This window comes from Acinetobacter sp. CY05, assembly GCF_059515805.1.
The window spans coordinates 49272-70020 of record NZ_JCAKMW010000016.1 but is presented as its reverse complement, the minus strand read 5'-3'; the positions used below and the strand labels follow the sequence as shown (position 1 = coordinate 70020).

At 40.6% G+C, this 20749-nt stretch carries 20 protein-coding genes and 1 rRNA gene; 4 read left to right on the top strand and 17 right to left on the bottom strand.

Going from position 1 to position 20749, the window contains the following annotated elements:
• Positions 1 to 160 precede the first annotated feature (160 nt).
• From rrf to AC5YCD_RS11860, 3 genes are all read left to right on the top strand, one after another.
• Positions 161 to 275: ribosomal RNA gene (rrf, locus tag AC5YCD_RS11870) — 5S ribosomal RNA — on the top strand.
• Between the two features lie 373 nt (positions 276 to 648).
• Positions 649 to 1998: an MFS transporter gene (locus tag AC5YCD_RS11865; RefSeq protein WP_496130224.1), complete on the top strand. Its 1350-nt coding sequence runs from the start codon at positions 649 to 651 to the stop codon at positions 1996 to 1998.
• Positions 1999 to 2409: 411 nt separating this feature from the next.
• Complete coding sequence (locus AC5YCD_RS11860; protein ID WP_496130223.1) at positions 2410 to 3684, top strand: glutamate carboxypeptidase; 1275 nt, start codon at positions 2410 to 2412, stop codon at positions 3682 to 3684.
• A 361-nt stretch (positions 3685 to 4045) separates the two neighbouring features.
• On the opposite strand, the gene AC5YCD_RS11855 is transcribed toward AC5YCD_RS11860, so the two are convergent.
• From AC5YCD_RS11855 to ribF, 5 genes are all read right to left on the bottom strand, one after another.
• Positions 4046 to 4582: an NADPH-dependent FMN reductase gene (locus AC5YCD_RS11855; RefSeq protein WP_496130222.1), complete on the bottom strand. Its 537-nt coding sequence runs from the start codon at positions 4580 to 4582 to the stop codon at positions 4046 to 4048.
• Between the two features lie 99 nt (positions 4583 to 4681).
• Positions 4682 to 5164 carry an FKBP-type peptidyl-prolyl cis-trans isomerase gene (locus AC5YCD_RS11850; protein ID WP_496130221.1) on the bottom strand — a complete coding sequence of 161 codons (483 nt, stop codon included), beginning with the start codon at positions 5162 to 5164 and terminating at the stop codon, positions 4682 to 4684.
• Positions 5157 to 5696 (bottom strand): signal peptidase II, encoded by a 540-nt coding sequence (lspA, locus tag AC5YCD_RS11845; RefSeq protein WP_496130220.1) that lies wholly within the window; start codon positions 5694 to 5696, stop codon positions 5157 to 5159. The genes AC5YCD_RS11850 and lspA overlap by 8 nt, the downstream gene beginning before the upstream one ends.
• Positions 5689 to 8535, bottom strand: a complete 2847-nt coding sequence (gene ileS, locus AC5YCD_RS11840) for an isoleucine--tRNA ligase (protein ID WP_496130219.1) — start codon at positions 8533 to 8535, stop codon at positions 5689 to 5691. The genes lspA and ileS overlap by 8 nt, the downstream gene beginning before the upstream one ends.
• A 62-nt stretch (positions 8536 to 8597) precedes the next feature.
• Entirely contained in the window at positions 8598 to 9599 is a 1002-nt protein-coding gene (gene ribF / locus AC5YCD_RS11835) for a bifunctional riboflavin kinase/FAD synthetase (protein WP_496130218.1), read from the bottom strand.
• Between the two features lie 202 nt (positions 9600 to 9801).
• Between ribF and AC5YCD_RS11830 the strand changes: the two genes are divergently transcribed.
• Positions 9802 to 10377 (top strand): 5'-methylthioadenosine/S-adenosylhomocysteine nucleosidase family protein, encoded by a 576-nt coding sequence (locus tag AC5YCD_RS11830; RefSeq protein WP_496130217.1) that lies wholly within the window; start codon positions 9802 to 9804, stop codon positions 10375 to 10377.
• Positions 10378 to 10416: 39 nt separating this feature from the next.
• Here the strand turns inward: AC5YCD_RS11830 and AC5YCD_RS11825 are convergent, their stop codons facing one another.
• From AC5YCD_RS11825 to AC5YCD_RS11770, 12 genes are all read right to left on the bottom strand, one after another.
• Positions 10417 to 11070, bottom strand: a complete 654-nt coding sequence (locus AC5YCD_RS11825) for a TetR/AcrR family transcriptional regulator (RefSeq protein WP_496130216.1) — start codon at positions 11068 to 11070, stop codon at positions 10417 to 10419.
• Between the two features lie 352 nt (positions 11071 to 11422).
• Positions 11423 to 12214, bottom strand: coding sequence for an ABC transporter ATP-binding protein (locus AC5YCD_RS11820; protein ID WP_496130215.1), 792 nt, complete (start codon positions 12212 to 12214; stop codon positions 11423 to 11425).
• A gap of 10 nt (positions 12215 to 12224) precedes the next feature.
• Positions 12225 to 13040, bottom strand: a complete 816-nt coding sequence (gene ssuC / locus AC5YCD_RS11815) for an aliphatic sulfonate ABC transporter permease SsuC (RefSeq protein WP_496130214.1) — start codon at positions 13038 to 13040, stop codon at positions 12225 to 12227.
• Complete coding sequence (gene ssuD / locus AC5YCD_RS11810) at positions 13040 to 14215, bottom strand: FMNH2-dependent alkanesulfonate monooxygenase (RefSeq protein WP_496130213.1); 1176 nt, start codon at positions 14213 to 14215, stop codon at positions 13040 to 13042. Before ssuD ends, ssuC begins: the two co-directional genes overlap by 1 nt.
• 15 nt (positions 14216 to 14230) lie before the next feature.
• Positions 14231 to 15178 (bottom strand): sulfonate ABC transporter substrate-binding protein, encoded by a 948-nt coding sequence (locus AC5YCD_RS11805; protein WP_496130228.1) that lies wholly within the window; start codon positions 15176 to 15178, stop codon positions 14231 to 14233.
• A gap of 49 nt (positions 15179 to 15227) precedes the next feature.
• Entirely contained in the window at positions 15228 to 16181 is a 954-nt protein-coding gene (locus tag AC5YCD_RS11800) for a sulfonate ABC transporter substrate-binding protein (protein ID WP_496130212.1), read from the bottom strand.
• Positions 16182 to 16510: 329 nt separating this feature from the next.
• On the bottom strand, positions 16511 to 17863 hold the full coding sequence (argA, locus tag AC5YCD_RS11795; RefSeq protein ID WP_496130211.1) for an amino-acid N-acetyltransferase: 1353 nt from the start codon (positions 17861 to 17863) through the stop codon (positions 16511 to 16513).
• A gap of 109 nt (positions 17864 to 17972) precedes the next feature.
• On the bottom strand, positions 17973 to 18371 hold the full coding sequence (locus AC5YCD_RS11790; protein WP_496130210.1) for an RcnB family protein: 399 nt from the start codon (positions 18369 to 18371) through the stop codon (positions 17973 to 17975).
• A gap of 195 nt (positions 18372 to 18566) precedes the next feature.
• On the bottom strand, positions 18567 to 18941 hold the full coding sequence (locus AC5YCD_RS11785) for an RcnB family protein (protein ID WP_496130209.1): 375 nt from the start codon (positions 18939 to 18941) through the stop codon (positions 18567 to 18569).
• Between the two features lie 202 nt (positions 18942 to 19143).
• On the bottom strand, positions 19144 to 19299 hold the full coding sequence (locus AC5YCD_RS11780; protein ID WP_496130208.1) for a hypothetical protein: 156 nt from the start codon (positions 19297 to 19299) through the stop codon (positions 19144 to 19146).
• 157 nt (positions 19300 to 19456) lie between these two features.
• On the bottom strand, positions 19457 to 19876 hold the full coding sequence (locus AC5YCD_RS11775) for a hypothetical protein (protein ID WP_496130207.1): 420 nt from the start codon (positions 19874 to 19876) through the stop codon (positions 19457 to 19459).
• 96 nt (positions 19877 to 19972) lie between these two features.
• Positions 19973 to 20719, bottom strand: a complete 747-nt coding sequence (locus tag AC5YCD_RS11770; protein ID WP_496130206.1) for a YciK family oxidoreductase — start codon at positions 20717 to 20719, stop codon at positions 19973 to 19975.
• Positions 20720 to 20749 lie beyond the last annotated feature (30 nt).

Sequence of the window (20749 nt, the reverse complement as noted above, 5' to 3'; positions counted from 1 at the left end):
TACAACACCCAAACAGTTGGTGTGGTAGTCAAAATCACTACAAACAACTTGATTTAGTTAACGTTAACGAACAAAATAGACGACTCAGATATACCTGTTAATAACTCATTTGACGAAAGTTAGGCATTTGTAAGACCTGATGAGTAAGCATCCAAGTTGTGCTGGCGACAATAGCAAGAGTGAACCACCTGATCCCTTCCCGAACTCAGAAGTGAAACCTCTTAGCGCTGATGGTAGTGTGGGGTTACCCATGTGAGAGTAAGTCATCGCCAGCTCATTATTCTAAAAATCCCTCGATCGTTGATCGGGGGATTTTTTTAGTTTTGAGAATACTTTTATAGAACTCTTAAGTCATTTATTTATATAACATTTTTTATCTCAAGCTATCTATGGTCTTATTGTTTAGTTTTATTTCTATAACAATATGATTTTTATTATTTTTTTATTTAATTTACTTTAAATTTCACTTAAATTTTCAGTTTCATTAAATTTAATCCTATTTTTAAGTTAAAAATCTCTTATTTTAAAGTCTAAAAATACCATAAAGGTATACATATATATTTATAAGGTTTTGGACAAAACTTCAGCTAAAAATCATTGTATGGCCAGAATTTGTATTATACATCCCACAGTTGGAGGTGAGGATTAATGACAGCGCAAACAATGAATGTCAATGCTGTAGTTGATAAAGCTAAATTTAATAAGTTTCATCTGAACGTTTTGTTTTGGTGCTTACTGATTATTTTATTTGATGGCTATGATCTCGCAATTAATGGTGTCGCTTTACCTTTACTGATGCAAGAGTGGGGCTTAACAGCAGTACAGGCAGGTATGCTTGCTAGTACCGCACTGGCGGGGATGATGTTTGGTGCCATGTTATTTGGCTCTTTGGCCGACAAAATTGGTCGTAAAAATGTCATCATGATTTGTATTGTGTTGTTCAGTGGTTTTACTTTTTGGGGTGGTTTTGCTGATACGCCAACAGAATTTGGTGTGCTACGCTTTTTGGCTGGCTTAGGGATTGGTGGGGTAATGCCTAATTTAGTGGCATTAACCTCTGAATATGCGCCACAAAAAATTCGTAGTACCTTAGTGACCACTATGTTTAGTGGTTATGCTGTAGGTGGTGTGATGGCTGCCTTACTAGGTGCATGGTTTACGCCAACTTATGGCTGGCAAATCATGTTTTGGATCGCAGGTATTCCTTTACTTCTATTACCAATTATTTGGAAGTTCTTACCTGAATCCATTATTTTTATGGTAAAGGCGGATAAGCGGGATGCTGCGCGTCAGGTTTTAACTCGTTTAGCACCAGAAGCTGCAGTTACTGCAACTACACAGTTGGAATTGAGTAAGGCCGAAGTACCTGAATCTGCTACTGTAGCGAGCTTATTTAAAAAAGGTCGTGCTCCAAATACATTGTTGTTTTGGTTAGCATTCTTCATGTGCTTACTGACCATGTATGCGCTAGGAAGTTGGATGCCAAAACTCATGATGGCAGCTGGTTATTCGATGGGTAGCAGTTTATTGTTCTTATTGGCTATGAATGTCGGTGCAGTAATTGGTACGGTGTGTGGCGGTATTTTAGCAGATCGTTTCCATCTTAAGCCTGTATTGATGGTATTAGGCGTGGTAGGTGCAGTAGTACTCAGTTTACTAGGTTTCGAACCACCACAAATTCTACTTTATCTCATGATCGCATTAGCGGGTGCAGCATCTATTGGTTCACAGATCCTATTATACAGCTATGTTGCGCAATACTATCCACTTGCGGTACGTTCAACCGGCATTGGCTGGGCATCTGCTGTAGGGCGTAGTGGTGCAATCATTGGGCCTATCTTAATTGGTATGTTATTAGGCATGGATTTACCTCATCAATATAACTTTATTGCTGTAGGTTTACCGTTGTTAGTTGTAGCACTTGCAGTGACTTTAATTTCTAAGCAAGATAAAGCTGAAGAGTTAAATTTAAAAGATCCGGCTGTCAGCCATAATTAATTTAATGACTCACCAAAAGCCTCAACTGTGTTGAGGCTTTTTTATATGTCATCGATACATGGTTTTGCAAATGTAGTTCCTAGAAGTGAGCCGCTTAAATGACTGAAGCGCTTATGACTAAAGCCAAAATATAGAAAAGCCCCGATATCCTATCAGGGCTTTGGGTATGCGGTTGTGTGAGGTATAACTCCTGTCGTACCTATGGATTGCATCCTGCTTATTTCATTTTTTATTTTTGTTGGAAGAGATTTCCTATCTCTTGTTGTATTTAGCATAGGCATTTTTGATCTAGGGATGAAGTGCTAAAAGACCATAAGCTCTGTACGTAAAAGCCTACAGGAGAATGGCGTTAATTTTGCTAGATTAACCAAGCATCAAATTAAAAATCCAAAATGATTTAGGAAAATAACAATGTTGAAAAAGCGTCATTTAAATCCAAATACCTTATTAGCTTTAGGCTTGTTAACTTGTATGACCAGTACCGTCTATGCGGCTACTCCCGCACAGATTAAACAAGTCGTTGAACAACAACAATCCGCGTATTTAAAAACCTTAGAAAGTTTAGTCAATATTGAATCAGGTAGTCGCGATCTTGAAGGTTTAAACAAAATTGCACAACTGGTTGCTAATCGGCTAAAACAAACAGGTGCTGAGGTCAGTGTTGTAGCTGCTCATGATATTTATCGAATGGATGATACCCCTGAACAAATAGGACCAATGGTCAAAGCAGTGTTAAAAGGGCAGGGCAAAGGCAAAATTATGCTGATTGCGCATATGGATACTGTTTATCAAAAAGGTCAGTTAAAAGAACAGCCTTTTAAAATAGACGGTAATAAAGTTTATGGCTTAGGAATTTTAGATGATAAGCAAGGCGTTGCAGCGATTATTCATGTTTTACACACCCTGCAAAAACTGAACTTTAAAGACTATGCTACGCTTACGGTATTAATGAATTCTGATGAAGAAATTAGTTCGCCTGGTTCACGTAAGATCATTAGTGAAACAGCGCGTGATCAAGATTTAGTCTTATCATTTGAAGGGGGTGGTAAAGATGGCAATTTGCGTTTAGCCACCAGTGGTATTGCTGCAGCTTATTTAACAGTAAAAGGTAAGTCATCACATGCTGGGGTAAAGCCAGAAGAGGGAGTTAATGCTTTAACAGAATTAAGTCATCAAATTGCGCAAATGCAAAACTTATCTAACCCCAAAACAGGGCTGAAATTAAATTGGACGGTCGCTCAAGCAGGTCATACACGTAATGTGATTCCAGATTTAGCCACTGCTCAGGCAGATGCACGTGCCTTAAGAGTTGAAGACTTTCATCAATTAGAAAAGAGCTTGCAGGAGAAAGTTCAAAATAAAAAGTTAAAAGATAGTCAAGTTAGCTTCAAATTTGAGCTGCGTCGTCCACCCTTGGCTGCCAATGATAAAGCCCATCAAGTGGCCAGCAAAGCAGAGCAGATTTATAAAAATGAGCTAAATTTGGGCTTAAATGTACTTAAAACGGCCACAGGTGGTGGCACAGATGCGGCATTTGCGGCGATGCAATCTAAAGCTGCGGTCATTGAAGGTATGGGGCTGTCTGGTGATGGTGCGCATTCGACCAATGCGGAATATGTACTTAAAGATACGATTGTGCCACGCTTATATTTGGCTACCCGTTTAATTGTTGAAGCAACAAAATAAAGCCCTAAAAATAGATAACCCCCGACGTCCTGTCGGGGGTTATGCATATTTCATTTGAGACAAGTAACGTTCCTGTCACTATTTTATTGAAGTCCTTTTTTATTGTTTAGTTTTTGACACTTTGTTGTTCTTTTTAAGTCTTGGAAACTTCCTGTTCCCTATGACTATAGAATACTGAATTAAGCAATCGGCTTATAGCCGTTATCGACACTAGGCTTTGTAAGCATAAGATTACAAAAATAAGTTAAGTGATTGTTTTTCTAATAAACGTTTAATTAGCTTATGTAATCAATGTATGTTGTGCTGTAACTTATCTGTATCTATAAAAAAAGCCCTTAACAATTTAAGGGCTTTTTAAGGCTTATTTGGCGTATTTAACGAGTTTATCTACGGCAGCATGTAAGGCTTTTTGGTCAAACTCATTGCCTTCAAAAGTTTCTGCTTTACTACGCGCAAAAATATCACGAATCTCAATCGTTGCATTACTATCAATTAAACCAAGATAAGTCGCGACTTGGCGAATTTGATCCACTGCACGTGAGCCATTGGTTGCACCATAGCTAATATAAGCGGCTGGTTTACCTTGCCATTCTTTACCTAAGTAATCGAGTGCATTTTTAAGCGCAGGGCTATAGCCGTGGTTATATTCAGGGCTAATGAGAATAAATGCGTCACCTTTAGCAATTTGATCTGCCCAATCTTGTTGTTTAGGTTGGTCATAAATACCCATCATTGGAGGATTCGCACCTGCAAAAATAGGTAGATCCCAAGTTTTTAAATCCACAATTTCTACATTGAGCTCAGCGTTATAAGCATTGATAGCTTGTTTTGCCCATTCTGCAAGTTTGATTGCAGTACGACCTTCACGGATACTACCGACAATAATTTGAATATTCATAATTTTTTCCTAAAGTATTGAATTTAAAAAGATGAGAGTCAAAAAAAATTTACTGAAATAAAAAGCGCCTGAATGGCGCTTTTTATAGTAATTTTGCAATTACATGATTTGAATGCCTTGTTGACCAGCAGGTGTTACTTTAAAAATTTCAACTTCAAAAGTAATGTTTTTACCTGCCAATGGATGGTTAAAATCTACTTCAGTGATGTCATCACCTACTGTTTTAACCACGCCATACAAGCTTTGTTTCGCTTTGTCTTCAAACTCGATCATATGACCTTCGATAGGACGTTGCTCAAACTTAACTGTATCAAATTTTTGTACGTTTTCAGGATTCCATGGGCCAAAAGCATCTTCTGGCGGTAGACTAACCGTACGACGGTCGCCTGCGCGTAAGCCAAACAGGGCTTTTTCAAAACCGGGTAATAAGCTGCCATCACCCATTACGAGGCTAACAGGGTTTTCGCGACTACGGGTGTTGTCAATTTCAACACCATCTTCAATGGCAACAGAGAAGTGCAGTTCTACTTTAGAACCCTCTTCAACGCGCGTATCTTCATTGGGATTAATAAAATCAGTCATGTTGTTGTTCCGCAGCTTGAATACGCTTTTTCTCTAGGAAAAAGCTATCAATCAGGAGCAAGATAGTGCCTAAAGTAATGGCACTATCTGCAATATTAAAAGCAGGAAAGTGACTGTTATTATAATAGACATGAATAAAATCAACCACATAACCTAAAATTACACGGTCAATTAAGTTGCCTACAGCACCGCCCAAAATTAAGGCGATGGCAAGAGGCAATACTTTTAAGTCTTTTGGCATTCGCATCAGCCAAAATACAAAAACAATCGAGACAATTCCTGCCAGCGAGGTAAAGAAATAACGTTGCCATCCACCGGCATCGGACAAGAAACTAAAAGCAGCGCCATAGTTATGTAGCAATGTCCAATTTAAAAAGGGCAGTACAGGGACAGGATCGGCATAATTTAAATGTGCCACCGCAATCCATTTGGTCCATTGATCTAAAATAATCGCAATCACCGCCAAGCCAAGCCACACAAGATTGTGTGCCTTGAATTGGAATAAGCCCTTTTTGTTGTGGGGATTAGGCATATTTTCTCTCTTCGCCTTGGCCTGTAGGAAGGTTGATGATACAACGACCACATAAACCTGGATGTTCAAGATGTGTATTTACATCTGGTAATACATGCCAGCAACGTACGCATTTTTCACCGTCAGCCGCTGATACTTTGACATGTAAGCCTTCAAGATCAGACGCTTCACCTTGTGTTGCATCGAATTCATTCACGATCACTTGAGACGTAATTAGAACAAAACGCAGCTCATCGCTTAATTTATCAAGCACCGCTTTCAATTCAGCATTCGCCCAAAGTTCAACTTTCGCTGATAAGTTTGAACCCACTGTTTTCGCACCACGTGCAGCTTCAATGAACTTATTCACTGCAGATTTCACAGCAATCAAGGTGTGCCATTCAGCTTCAGACACTAAATTCGCAGTTGAAGCGACTGGAATGTCATACCATTCAGCTGTGAACACGTATTTCTCTGATTGTTCAGGGATTAACGGCCAAGCTTCTTGAGCGGTAAAGGTCAAGATAGGTGCCATCCAACGCACGAATGCTTGTACCAAATGATACAGCGCAGTTTGCGCAGAATGACGTGCTTGAGAATCTGCTTTGGTGGTGTACTGACGATCTTTGATGATGTCTAAGTAGAAACCACCTAGGTCGTTGATACAGAAGTTGGTCAATGCGCTAGTCACGATATGGAAGTTCATATCTTCGTAGGCTTGCTGAATGGTTTTTTGCACTTCAGACGCACGTTGTAAGATGTATTGATCAAGTGCAATCAATTGATCTACAGGGAGCGCATCTGTTGATGGTTTGAAGCCATTAAGGTTAGCAAGTAAGAAACGCAGCGTGTTACGGATACGACGGTAACCATCTGATGCACGGCTAAAGATTTCTTTGCCTGCGGTCATTTCATAACGGTAATCCGCAGATGCGATCCAGAAACGAAGACCGTCTGCCCCCATATCTTTAATGATGTCTTGTGGCGTGATCACGTTACCGATAGATTTTGACATCTTACGGCCTTTTTCATCGACCACGAAGCCATGCGTTAATAAGCCTTTGTATGGTGCACGTTCATTGATTGCAATTGAGGTAAGCAATGACGATTGGAACCAACCACGGTGTTGGTCTGAACCTTCAAGGTACAAATCAGCAGGATCAGTTAACTCTTCACGTTCACGCAGCACTGCATAGTGCGTTGTACCTGAGTCGAACCATACGTCTAGTGTGTCACGTACAGCATTGTAGTGTTCTGCATCAGCACCGATGAACTCAGCAGCATCACGGTTATACCAACCATCAATCCCTTCTTGCTCGATCAGCTTAGCCACTTCTTCGATCAACTCAGGCGTACGTGGGTGCAATTCGTTGGTGTCTTTGTGTACGAAGAGTGGAATTGGCACGCCCCAAGTACGTTGACGAGAGATACACCAATCTGGACGACCTTCAATCATTGCTTGAATACGGTTTTTACCCCAATCTGGAACAAATTGGATGTCGTTTTCAATCGCGTTTAATGCACCTTGGCGTAAACCTTTGGCATCCATGCTAATGAACCATTGTGGTGTCGCACGGAAGATAATTGGTGTTTTATGGCGCCAGCAGTGTGGGTAGCTATGTTTGATTGGCTTATGCGCCCAAAGCTTGCCTGACTCGCTTAATGTTTCAATGATTTGTGGGTTGGCTTTGTAGATATGTACGCCTGGTAAAATTGGTGAGGTCGGTAAATACACACCGTTACCGCCAACAGGGTTATCGACTTTTAAGTTGTATTGTAAGCCAACCTTATAGTCGTCTACACCATGACCTGGAGCCGTATGTACTGCACCTGTACCACTAGCATCAGTCACATGCTCGCCCAAAATCATAGGCACTTGGCGTTCAGTGATAAGTGGGTGTTGCAGAACAAGGTTCTCAAGTTTAGAACCCGTGAATTCAGCAATGACTTCTACATTGTTAAAGCCATAACGTTCAGTTGCAGATTCAACCAGTGATTTGGCAAGAATAAAGTTTTGTGCGGTTTTTTCTTCGCCCGTTGCTTTCACCAATTGGTATTCAAGCTCAGCATGTAATGCAACTGCTTGGTTAGCAGGCAATGTCCAAGGGGTGGTTGTCCAGATTACGATATCTGTCGATTCTGAAACAGTCACGCCTAAACGGTTCGATAAATCCGCAAGGTCGACAACCGTAAAACCGACATCGATTGCGTCAGATTTTTTATCTTCGTATTCAACTTCAGCTTCAGCCAATGATGAACCACAGTCTAAACACCAGTTTACAGGTTTAAGACCCGGCTCAATATGACCGGCTTTGGCAATCGCACCCAATGAACGCACGATGTCAGCTTCTTGTTTGAAGTTCATCGTTAAGTAAGGATTGTCCCAATCACCAAACACGCCCATACGCACAAAGTCTTTCTTTTGTAATTCGACTTGGGTGTAGGCATATTCACGGCAAGCTTTACGGAAAGTAGACGCATCAACTTTTACGCCCACTTTACCAACTTTTTCTTCGACTTTAAGTTCAATTGGTAAACCGTGACAGTCCCAACCCGGTACATAGGGTGCATCAAAACCATCCATCACACGGCTTTTAATAATAATGTCTTTGAGGACTTTATTGACTGCATGACCTAAATGGATTTGACCGTTTGCATACGGAGGGCCATCGTGCAGGACATATTTTTTCTTGCCAATACGCGACGCACGAATCTGCTGATAAATGTTGTCGGCATACCACTCTTCTAACCATTTAGCTTCACGTACTGCGAGATTTGCTTTCATCGCAAATTCAGTACCTGGGAGGTTTAGCGTGGCTTTATAGTCCACTGCATTTTCAGGAGTTTGCTTATCGCTCATGCAAGTTGTCTTCCAATTTTCATTCAGCAAAGCTGAGGCGTTTTTACAATAAATTTAGGGGCTTAAAACGGTAAAGTGGCGTTGCTGCGGCGAAACTCAAGGAGTTTTTCCACATCGTCATCAATGCCCGCCTTGAGTGCTTGTAGCGAAGGATAATCTTTTTCGCCGTGTAAGTAATTCAAGAATGTCACCCGCATTAACAGGCCATACAGATTAGCAGAAACATCGGGAAAATGTACCTCTAAACGCCATTCTGGATGGGCTTGTTTAATCGCTGGTCGAGTACCCACATGGCCTGCACCAAATAGAGCAGTTGGTGCATAGCCTTGAATACCCAATTGGCTTGGGGTGTGTTGTTGCACACGTTGTTGCAAGGATTCGGTTTCACACACGACATCTACGCCATAAATTCCGTTTAAGCACGGTTTATGACGATTTAGACGCACGTTAATGGTTGGGAAATCAATGGTACGACCAATTTGATCGCCATACACCACACGTCCAGTAATGCTATAAGGTCGACCAAGTAGTTTGGCAGCTAAAGCCAAGTCACCTTGTTGCAAGGTTTGTCGAATACGAGTTGAACTAACCCGATCACCTTCTAATTGAATAGTCTCTAAATTGGTGATGTCGAAGCCATAACTTTGTAAAAACTCGCTGTCGCCTTGGCGATTTTTACCAAAGTGAAAATCATCTCCTAACACCAAGTGTTGGGCATTCAGTTGAGTTTTAAGTAAATTGGCAAAATCTTCGGCGCTTAAACTACGGAAACGTTCATCAAATTTGGCAATGGCAATGTAGTCCACACCAAGTTCGCTTAAGTGCTCAACTTTTTCACGTAAAGATGAAATACGCGGCGGGGCGTCGTAGCCTTTAAAAAATTCAAGCGGTTGAGGTTCAAAGATCATCACCAAACTTTTTAAGTTTTTATTGTGGGCAATTGTTTTTAATTGGCGAATCATTGCCTGATGACCAAGATGTACACCGTCAAAATTACCAATCGTGACGGCAGTTTTTGGCAATTCAGTTGTAGGCGCTAAAGCATTCAGGCGGAGCAGCTTCATGGGCGAATCGTTGAGTTAAAGTAATCTCGCAATATATTGCCATATTCTCACAATTTCGTCTTGTTGTTGTGTTTTTACTCAAAAAATATTTTTTAATTCTATATTTAGCACTACTTGCAATCAACTAAAGTGCTCAAAAGCAAATTTACAGTGCAGTATTTTTTCCATTTAATAAGCGATCTATCATTAACGAGGAATGCGAATGTCTGATTTGGCATTAATTATGGCTCTACCGAATGAGTCACAAGGTTTATTTGAACAAGCAGGCATTGAGGTGCATTACAGTGGTATTGGCAAAGTCAATGCCGCCTTTAAAGCCTTTGAAGTGATTCAAAATACTGGTTGCAAAACTTTACTCAATTTAGGCACCGCAGGCAGCTCGCATTTTCAAGCCCATGAATTGGTTGAAGTGCTGCAATTTGTACAACGTGATATGGATGTTTCGCCCCTAGGTTTTGACATTGGGGTGACGCCAATGGATACACATTGTCCTGCTGCTATTGAGCTTGAGCCTTATTTCCAAGATTTAAGCCAAGGTATTTGTGGGACAGGGGATAGTTTTGAAACGGGTACGCCAAAGGTGGCTTGTAATTTGGTGGATATGGAAGGTTATGCATTAGCCAAAGTATGTAGCAAGTTAGGTGTGCGTTTAATTTCGGTCAAATATATTACTGACGGGGCAGATGGCACTGCGCACCTTGATTGGCAAGAAAATTTATTATTGGGTGCTCAGAAGTTATTGACGTTGTATCAAACCATCGCGTTTAGGCGACCATAGAAGGCTATGGTCGTATGCCAAAAATTATCTGATCGATTATTAATTTTCAGCTGTTGGAAGAGCTGCAATTGGCGCTTGACCATCACGTGGCAAGATACCGTATAGCATCATATGCACAGTGTGTTGAATAATACGCTGCTGCATGCTGCGGTTACGTAAAGTCTTACCCGTCACCATTTCCATTTGCGTCGCAAAATCCGCATAGTTTTGTGTTAAAGCCCAAATATTTAAAATTAACAATTCAGCGTCAATATCTGCAGAGATTTTGCCTTGTTCTTGCCAATTTGAAATCACTTTAGCTTTGCGTTTTACCAGTTTTTTCAGTGGGCCTTTTAAAATGGATAATATATGTGGTGCACCTTGAATCACTTCTAAAGCAAATAAACGTGATGCTTTAGGTTGCGTACGTGACACTTCAATTTTTTGCATTAAATAATTGGTTAAGGCTTCATCAGGCTCTAAATCTGCCTCAAGCATTTGCAGTGGCGCCAACCATTTTTGCAAGACTGTCGTCAATACTTCGACATACAACGCTTCTTTATTTTCGTAGTAATAAAAAATATTTGATTTGTGCATTTCTGCAAGCTGAGCAATCTCGTCAAGGCTCGCCCCATTAAAACCATATAGGGAGAAAACATCTAAGGCTGCATTAAGCAGTTGATGGCGTTTTTGCGTACTCTTTTTTTGTTCCATTGGCAAATTTAAAGCTTAGAAAAGGGGATAGGAAATTGTACGGCAAATCAGCAAATATTGGCAGACGAATTGTTTACTTATTATACATTTTTGACCGTTTATTATAAAAAAATTGATTTAATATGCGACTTATTCGCCAATGTGAAAATTTTACTCAGAAACGCGGTTAAAAATCTGTCGATTAAATTTATTAGTTTTTTCAATAAGATTAAAAAATACTTTTGCCGAAAATATCAATAATTTTTTGCAATGATACTTAAAACAGCAAAAGTATTCTGAAGATTTATGGCTTTTAATAAACTTTTGCAGCGTATTTCAGCCCGCTATGATTTACAGTAAAAACACTAAAAATTTAGGTGGCTAACACAGCATTTAAAACTTGTTGTTCAAGTTCAGTAAAGGCCATATTTTTTTGACGTGGGCGCGGTAAGTCGACCTTAAATTGCGCTGAGATATGACCTTTATCTAGCAAAATAATGCGATCAGCGAGTTGCACCGCTTCACTAACATCGTGAGTCACTAAAATCGCGGTAAAGCCTTGCTCACTCCATAGTTTTTCAATCAGATTCTGCATGTCTAAGCGGGTTAAGGCATCGAGTGCACCGAGCGGTTCATCGAGTAATAAAATACGTGGTTTATGTGATAAGGCACGTGCTAAAGCAGTACGCTGACGTTGACCACCAGAGAGCTGGGTTGGCCACAATGCTGCTTTTTCTTTGAGTCCAACTTTTTCTAACATACTCGATGCATTGGCATGTTGCTCAGCAGGTAAGCCCAATTGCACATTTTTCTCTACGCTACGCCATGGCAATAAACGTGGATCTTGGAACATGACACGAATGTCATCTGAGGTAATACCTTCACGTAAATGACGCGCTGATTTAAACTTGATTTCACCATAGCTTTGCTGTTCCAGATCGGCAATTAAGCGTAGTAAGGTACTTTTACCACAGCCACTACGACCCACAATAGCGATGAATTCACCGGCCTGAATGTGTAAATCTAAATCTTCTAAAACTTTAACGTCGCCATAATATTTATATAGCTGTTCAATTAAAATCTCAGCACCAATCACGGCATTCGGATTAATATCAGGATTTGTTTCTGCATCCGTCACATGACGGCCTAAGCTTAAATCAGTCATCATTTATTCCTTATTTTTGGTAGCCGGCATGCCAGCGCAGTAAATATTTTTCTAAAGCAACAGCCAGTACATCTGCTAACTTACCCAGTAAGGCGTAAAGTAAGATCCCGACTAAAACCACATCTGTTTGTAAAAACTCACGTGCATTCATGGTCATATAACCAATACCAGATTGCGCTGAAATCGTTTCTGCTACGATTAAAAGTACCCAAACCAAACCCAGTGAAAAACGTAGACCAACTAAAATCGAGGGCATTGCGCCGGGTAAAATAATTTCTTTATACAATTGCCAACGTGTTAATCCGTAGCTTTTGCCCATTTCAATGAGCTGTGGATCGACTGAACGAATACCGTGATAAGTATTAATATAAATAGGGAAAAACACCCCAATGGCTACCAAAAATAGCTTGGCCGATTCATCAATACCAAACCACAAAATAACCAGTGGAATTAAAGCAAGGGCAGGGATGTTACGCACCATCTGTAAGGTGGTGTCGAGTAAGGTAGACGCAATTTTTGATGAGCCATTGAGCAGGCCGAGCAGTAAGCCTAGACCACCACCAATTAGTAAGCCCAGTAAAGCACGCCCAGCACTCACTTGTACGTGTTGCCACAATTCACCGCTGACCAGTAAAGTCCAAAAAGCGCTCACTACAGCGGTTGGTGCAGGTAAGATGCGACTTTCGAGTAAACCAGTACTTGAGGCAAGCTGCCAAATTGCAATGAGGATGACGGGAACCAACCAAGGCAGCAGACGCTGCCCGAGTTGTGTTCCACGTGAAACTTTAGCTTGAGTAAAGCTCGTAGGTGAAACCTTAGTAGACATTAAGCCGGCTCCTGAGTTTTAACCTCTTTCTTGGCATCATCTGCCACGTAGTTATTTGCTACGATTTCACCAAATGGACCAGTAAGATTAGGTTGAGCTAGTTTTTCACGTGTTTCTAGTGGCAATAATGGGAATACTAATTCTGCAAAACGAATTGACTCTTCAAGATGTGGATAGCCTGAGAAAATAAAGGTATCGATACCTAAATCAGCATACTCTTGAATACGTGCGGCTACGGTTTCAGGGTCACCTACAAGTGCTGTACCTGCACCACCACGCACTAAGCCTACGCCTGCCCAAAGGTTAGGGGATACCTCAAGTTTAGTGCGGTCGCCATTATGCAATTCTGCCATACGACGCTGACCAACCGAATCCATTTGCTTGAATTTTGCCTGTGCTGCAGCAATGGTTGCGTCATCAATATGTTGAATTAACTGCTCTGCTGCTGCCCATGCTTCTTCATTAGTTTCGCGTACAATCACATGTAAACGAATACCATAAGTTAACGTACGACCACGTGCCGCAGCTTTTTGACGTACCACTTCTAATTTTTCTTTCACTGCAGCAGGTGGCTCGCCCCAAGTTAGGTAAGTGTCCACTTGTTCTGCAGCAAGCTCGACTGCATCATCCGATGAGCCACCAAACCAAAGGGGTGGATATGGTTTTTGTACAGGTGGATACAGCAGTTTGGCATCTTCAACGTGTAAACGTTCACCCTTAAAACTAAAGCTTTCGCCAGTATGCGAACGGCTTAAAATTTCACGCCAAATGGTGGTATATTCAGCGGCAGTTTTGTAACGTGTTTTATGGTCTTCATATACGCCATCGCCTTTTAATTCTTGCTCATCACCACCTGTGACCAGATTAAGCAACACACGACCACCTGATAAACGGTCCATGGTGGCAGCCATACGGGCAGTTAATGCGGGTGTCGTCACGCCCGGACGTAATGCGACTAAAAACTTAAGATTTTTAGTGGCATCAATCAAACTTGCAGCGGTAATCCAAGGATCTTCACATGAACGACCAGTTGGAATCAAAACACCTTCATAACCTAGATTATCGACTGCAACTGCAATCTGCTTCATGTAGGCATGATCCACTTGACGAGCACCTTTACTGGTACCTAAATAACGACTGTCACCATGTGTTGGAATAAACCAGAAGATTTTCATAATGTTGATCCTTAATTATTGATTTGTCCAAACAGCGTCTTGAATACTGATCGGTTTAGGGATGATATTCAGCGCGCTAAAACGGTCAGCGAGCTCCTGTTGATCACGAATCACCTGTTGATTGAGAGGCTCGGCACCTGATGGATTCGGACGACGTTGAATAAATTGCAGACTTACCTCGGGCGCAAGTCCTGTCGTTTTAGCAAAAATCTCTGCTGTTTCAGGAATATGTTTTTGCACCCATGCATCGGCAGCATTGACTTGTTGAATAATGCCGCTAATCGCACTCGGGTGATTTTTAAGGAACTCACCTGAAGCTAAATAAAAGGTATAGTTGGGGCTTAAGCCTGTACCTGAACTCAGTACCTTAGCGTGGTCTTCTACTTCTGCTGCTGCGTAGTAAGGATCCCAAATTGCCCAGGCATCAACAGCACCTTTTTGGAAGGCAGCACGTGCATCAGCAGGGCTGAGCCATACCACATTAATATCATTCCAGTTAAGTCCAGCCTTGGTGATGGCTTGTACCAACAAATAATGTGAGCTTGAGCCACGGTGTACCGCAACACGTTTGCCTTTTAATTCTGTTAACGCATTAATTTTAGAATCCTTAGGCACCAATATTGCCGAAGATTCTGGTTTAGCAGCTTTATAGGCCACATAATGTAATGGCTTGCCACCTGCTTGTGCGTAAACGGGTGGTGTATCACCTGTTGCACCAATATCAATCGAGCCAACCGCCAATGCTTCTAAAATCTGTGGTCCACCTGGAAATTCATTCCATTTAATGGTTGCATTAGGAAATTGCTGCTCAAGTAATTTTTGTTGCTGGGCAATCACTAAATTAACGGACGCTTTTTGATAACCCACACTAATGGTCTTCACTTCAAGGTCGGTTGCTGCAGTTGCTGTGTGTTGCTGATCAGCTTTTTGGCAAGCAGTTAAACCCAGACTTGCGATCCCCATCCCCACAATGGCTAATTTTTTAAATACACCCATGATCATGTCCTAATTTTTATTGACCTTGATTTAAAATCGCGGCTTGAATATTGAGTTTATTTGGAATTAATTTTTGCTGATAAAATGCATCAGCAACATATTGTTGTTCTTGTGCCACTTCTGGCGAGATTGGGCTTACCCCAAAGCCCATACGCCCAATGGAAGTGTTGAGTACTTCAAACTCAAGTCCTGTAGGTTTTTCTAGCAATTTAGCGGCATCGGCTTGATGATCTTTGACCCATTGTGTGGTGGTATTTAAGGTATTCACCACAGTTTTCAAAACGTCAGGATGTTGTTGGGCAAATTCACGATCAGCTAAATAGAATTGATGATTGCTGACTAGGTTTTCACCTGAGACTAAAGTACGTGCGCCAATTTGATGCTCCGCTGCGGCTAAGAAGGGATCCCAAATCACCCATGCATCGACTGAGCCACGCTCAAAAGCGGCACGTGCATCAGATGGAGGTAAGTAAACAACATCGATGTCTTGTAGGTTGAGATTATTTTTTTCTAAAATTTTAAGCAGTAAATAATGAACGTTGGAACCTTTATTCAAGGCAATACGTTTACCTTTTAAATCTTGCACACTTTGAATATCAGAATCTTTTTGCACAATGAGCGCTTCACCCAACGGTGAGGCAGGTTGATTGGCAACATAAACTAAATCTGAATTGGCAGCTTGGGCAAAAATGGGAGGTGCTTCACCTGCTTCGCCAAACACAACACTGCCCACATTTAAGCCTTCTAATAATTGTGGACCAGCTGGAAACTCAACCCATTTAACCTTTACACCTTGTGCTTTTAAGGCGTCTTCTAATACACCTTGCGCTTTCACAATGGGTAAGACACCATATTTTTGAAAGCCAATATTTAAGGTGACATCGTCTTGTTGAGAACCACAGGCACTTAACATCATGGCTGTTGCTACAGCTGAACTAAGAACTAAGCTTTTCGCAATACGGCGTGACATAAAGTGCTCCTGAATTTAGATAATGAACTTGGGCTTAAGCGCATAAACTAAACAAAAGTACTTTTCGAAAAAAATAACTATTCAGGAATTCAACATGAAGAAAAAAGATAAATAAAAAAGTGCAAAACTTATGCAAAAAACTGCTGAATTAAAAAACAAATAATAGATCCTTAAAATTTTATCTATATGAAAAATATAATAAAAAATGGATATGCAGATAATAAGCTAAGTATATATGGTAGCGAGATAACCAAAGTGAGCTAATTTTTGGGTTTTTTAAGATATAGATATCTCAAATTTAGCTATAGAAAAATTAAAAAAAGCCACATTTAAAGTGGCTTTTTACAAACAATAGAATTGCGCTGATAGTTATATAAAGCTTGGCGTGCATTTGGTAAATCATCTACACTGGCATTTTCAAAACCTTGTTCTAAGAACCAGTGCGCGGTGCGCGTGGTTAAAATAAACAACTGGCGAATCCCCATGCTACGTGCTTTTTGTTCGAGGTATTCTAGAATTTGGCTACCACGATTAGATTTACGATAGCTTGGGTGGACTGCAACACAGGCAATCTCTGCCGATGGAATCTCACTGTCTTGAGTGGGAATAGGGTATAAAGCTGCACAGGCCAAAATGGTGCCATCACGTTCAATTACCGCAAATTGATCGATCTCATTTTCTAAACGTTCACGCGAACGATAGACCAAAATACCTTGCTGCTCTAAAGGACGTAACAAGCTAATTAAACCGCCTACGTCTTGAATATTAGCAGTACGCACTTCTTCATAATGTGCATCGGTCAGCATGGTGCCAGAACCATCACGAGTGAATAATTCTTCCACCAAAGCACCGTCATAAGCATAAGAAATAAGATGCACACGATGTACACCCTGTGTGGAAGCGGTTTTGGCGCCACGTAAATGTAAAGCGAGCTCTGGCTGCGATTGCTGATATTGCTCAATATATTGATCGAGCTGAGTGGTATTAATTTCGCGTTGTAGCTGACCTGATGGATTAATTAAACCGTGTTGTTTACCCAAGAAAATTAGCTTGTCAGCTTTTAAATGAATCGCGGTTTTTGTGGCGACTTCTTCCGCAAGCAAATTAAACACTTCACCTGTAGTGGAATAACCGGTTGGGCCAAGTAAAACAATATTATGATTATCTAAATGGCGCTGAATGGCGTCATTGTCAATACTACGCACTTCACCCGTGAGCTGAAAATCAATACCGTCATGAATACCATAAGGTTTAGCGGTCACGAAATTACCCGATACCACATCAATTCGCGCACCATACATTGGCGAGTTAGCCAAGCCCATAGAAAGTAAAGCTTCAATTTGCAAACGAATCGAACCGACTGCACCCATAACTGCATTTAAAGAGTCACGTGTGGTAATACGACGTTGTTTATAAAAGGGGGTTTCAATATTGGCTAAATTTAACTGATGATTGATTTGTGGACGTGCGCCATACACCAAAATTAAGCGAATACCTAGGGAATGCAATAGGGCAATATCATGAATAATATGCTGAAAATTATCATGCTGAACGGCTTCGCCATCAAACATTAAAACAAATGTTTTGCCACGGTGCGCATTAATATACGGCGCCGAATGACGAAACCAATGCACATATTGCAATGTGGTACTTGGTGTTGGATCAGACGCAGGGTTCGACATAATGAGCTCGTAAAAATCGCAATGAATTATTTTAATGGATTCACACAACAAAAAACACCTGAGTAGGGGGCTCAGGTGTTGAGTTCAGGCTTGAGAGATGAGATCTAGTTTAGATTACGCGCAGAATACGATTATTCTTTTCATTGACTAATAAGTAGTCACCATTTACCTTGTACCATTGCTGATTTCTGCCAGCTTTGGCTAAGCCACGCGCATCACGGGAGCTCACTTCAAAGCGTTTTGAGTCATAAGCACGTGGTAGGGTTTGACCAACACGGAAGTTGCTCTGATTAAAATGACGCTTGTCATTAAAACGGCGATCATCTTTGTATTTCGCATGCATAGGCGGTGGCGTATGCTTAAACTGCGGACCATGTTTTACCACATGTGCAGGGGGTGGTGCTTTGCGTGGATCAAAACGATGATCAGGGCTTGGACCTGCCATTGCTGCTGAAGTTGCCATTAAAGCGCCTAATGATAGAGCAACTGTTGTTAGAAGTTTTTTCATTGCTTTCACCAAAAATCTATGAGGTTGTATTCCGATGAGTTCAATTTAGAGCAAAAAACTAGATAAACGATGTGGGAAATTTAGGTGAAATGTGAAATATGTGGAGAAAAAAAGAAGAACTGTAACAGTGTAATAAAAACACGCATAAAAAAAGCCTAAATGTACAATTTAGGCTGATGCTATTTAAGCGCAATTTTACTGAATTTTGACAATACTATTGGTGTCTGCATTGAGCAAAATATAGTGATTATTAATTTTGTACCACTGCTGATTACGTGCGGGTTTAGGTAGATTATTATCTTTATATTCAACCTTATAACCATCACTACGATAATGTTGTGGCATGACATAACCTGTTTGCCATTTCATATGTTGTAAACGTTTCATACCGCGTTGTTCGCGGGAACGATGTTCAGGCTCATGAACATCACGCTTTTCACGCATTTTTTTCATTTGTGTTTGAGGTGTTTCAGCATAGGATTCGGTGTCAAATTGAGGAGCAGCAGTGAGTGCACTGCTTGCCATCAATGCACTGAAAGAGATGGCGATACCAGCCAATATCTTTTTCATGTTTTGAACCCTCATTTAAAATCTTTTTCAATGCTGCTTACTCTACGCAAAAAATGCAGAGAAACTGTGAAGAATACAGATGAGTTAGTTAAATAAAATAGAGAAACTCAGGATATTATGCGGTAAAAATTGTTGTTTTAGTAGTCGATTGCAAAACTTACATAAAAAATGGCCTCACAGTGGAGGCCATTAGAAGCTGAGCTTAGTTCCAGTGCTCACTAAGCGATTGCAATGAATAAACCGCGCTAAATACATCTTCTGCTTGAATTTGGTCATCTAAGGCAGAAATTAGGTGCTGAGATAATTGTAAATTTTCAATTGAACGAATTGTTTCGATTTTACGTTTTAGATCAGCCATGTGAATGTCCTATCTGTTGTTTATGTCTTGCAATGCCATGCACTATAGAATGTAAGTTTTAATTTGAAAAACCGAATATTTTTATAAAAACTATTTAATAAAACGATTAATGGGTGTTAAAAAAAGACCGCGTACGGTCTTTTAAAAGCAAATTTGCTTAGTAAGCATATTTGAGGTCAGTATATTCAGTCAGTGATTTTTGAATATGCGCGTTGATAAATTCAGATACATCAGCTTCAGTCATGGGTTGACCTTGCTTAGTAATCACATGTTCAATCTCAGGTTGACCGTCAATTTTAATGATATAAGTAAAGTTTTTAGCAACGTTATAAGCCTCATCTTGCTTCACAATATGGGTAATATATTTATAGATATGCTCAAAGTTTAAATCAGTATGTGAAAATATAAACTGATCGAACAGTTTCATATTTTGTCCATTTTCTAAAGCGTGTAATTCATCGACAATGCTGGCTTCAAACTTAATGCCATATTTTTCTGAAATAGGCTGGCCATCAATTAAAAGAGACACCATACCGTCATCTAAGGGAGTGACTGTAATATTACTAAAGTCAGACATATCGATCTCAACGTGTAAATTTAGCCTTTAAGTATGGTGTAAATTGTCTGAAATACAATGCATAAGACATAGATTTGTTTAAATTTTATCTGATACTTAGTCCTGTGCATCAATACTGGCGCCATTTAAATGCAGACTATCTTCACCCATTAAATACAAATAAGCGGGCATAATCGATTCAGGGGTGGCTAAAGTTTTTGGGTCTTCATCTGGATAGGCTTTGGCACGCATAGCTGTACGCGTTGCGCCCGGATTAATACAGTTAAAGCGCACATTTGGATAGCTATTTTCTTTAGCAAACAGTTGATTGACGGCTTCAATGGCAATTTTTGATACTGAGTACGCACCCCAACGCTCACGTGCTTCACGCCCTACACCAGAACTGGCAAATACCACCGAAGCATTATTCGAACGTTCTAGTAATGGCAAAAGTTCTTGGGTCAGTAAAAATGGCGCACGTAAATTGACTGCCATCACATCATCCCATGCTTCAATTGGGTAGTTAGCAAGTTCAGTACGTTCACCTAAAATACCTGCATTATGCAAAATACCATCTAAGCGCCCAAACTGTTGTTCGAGTGTATCGTAAAGCAGTTCGTAATCTCGCGGTGAAGCACTTGATAATTGCAAAGGTAAAATCGCTGGCTGCGGTGCACCTAAGCTTTCAATTTCATCATAAATGACTTCTAATTTATTGAGGGTGCGACCATGTAATACCACCGTTGCGCCGTGTAAGGCATAACTTAAAGCTGCCGCGCGGCCAATTCCATCACCCGCACCGGTAATTAAAATAATGCGGTCTTTGAGTAAATCTGGACGCGGCTGATACTCTGAATATTTCATGGCAACACCTCCGAGCTATTTATTATCAAT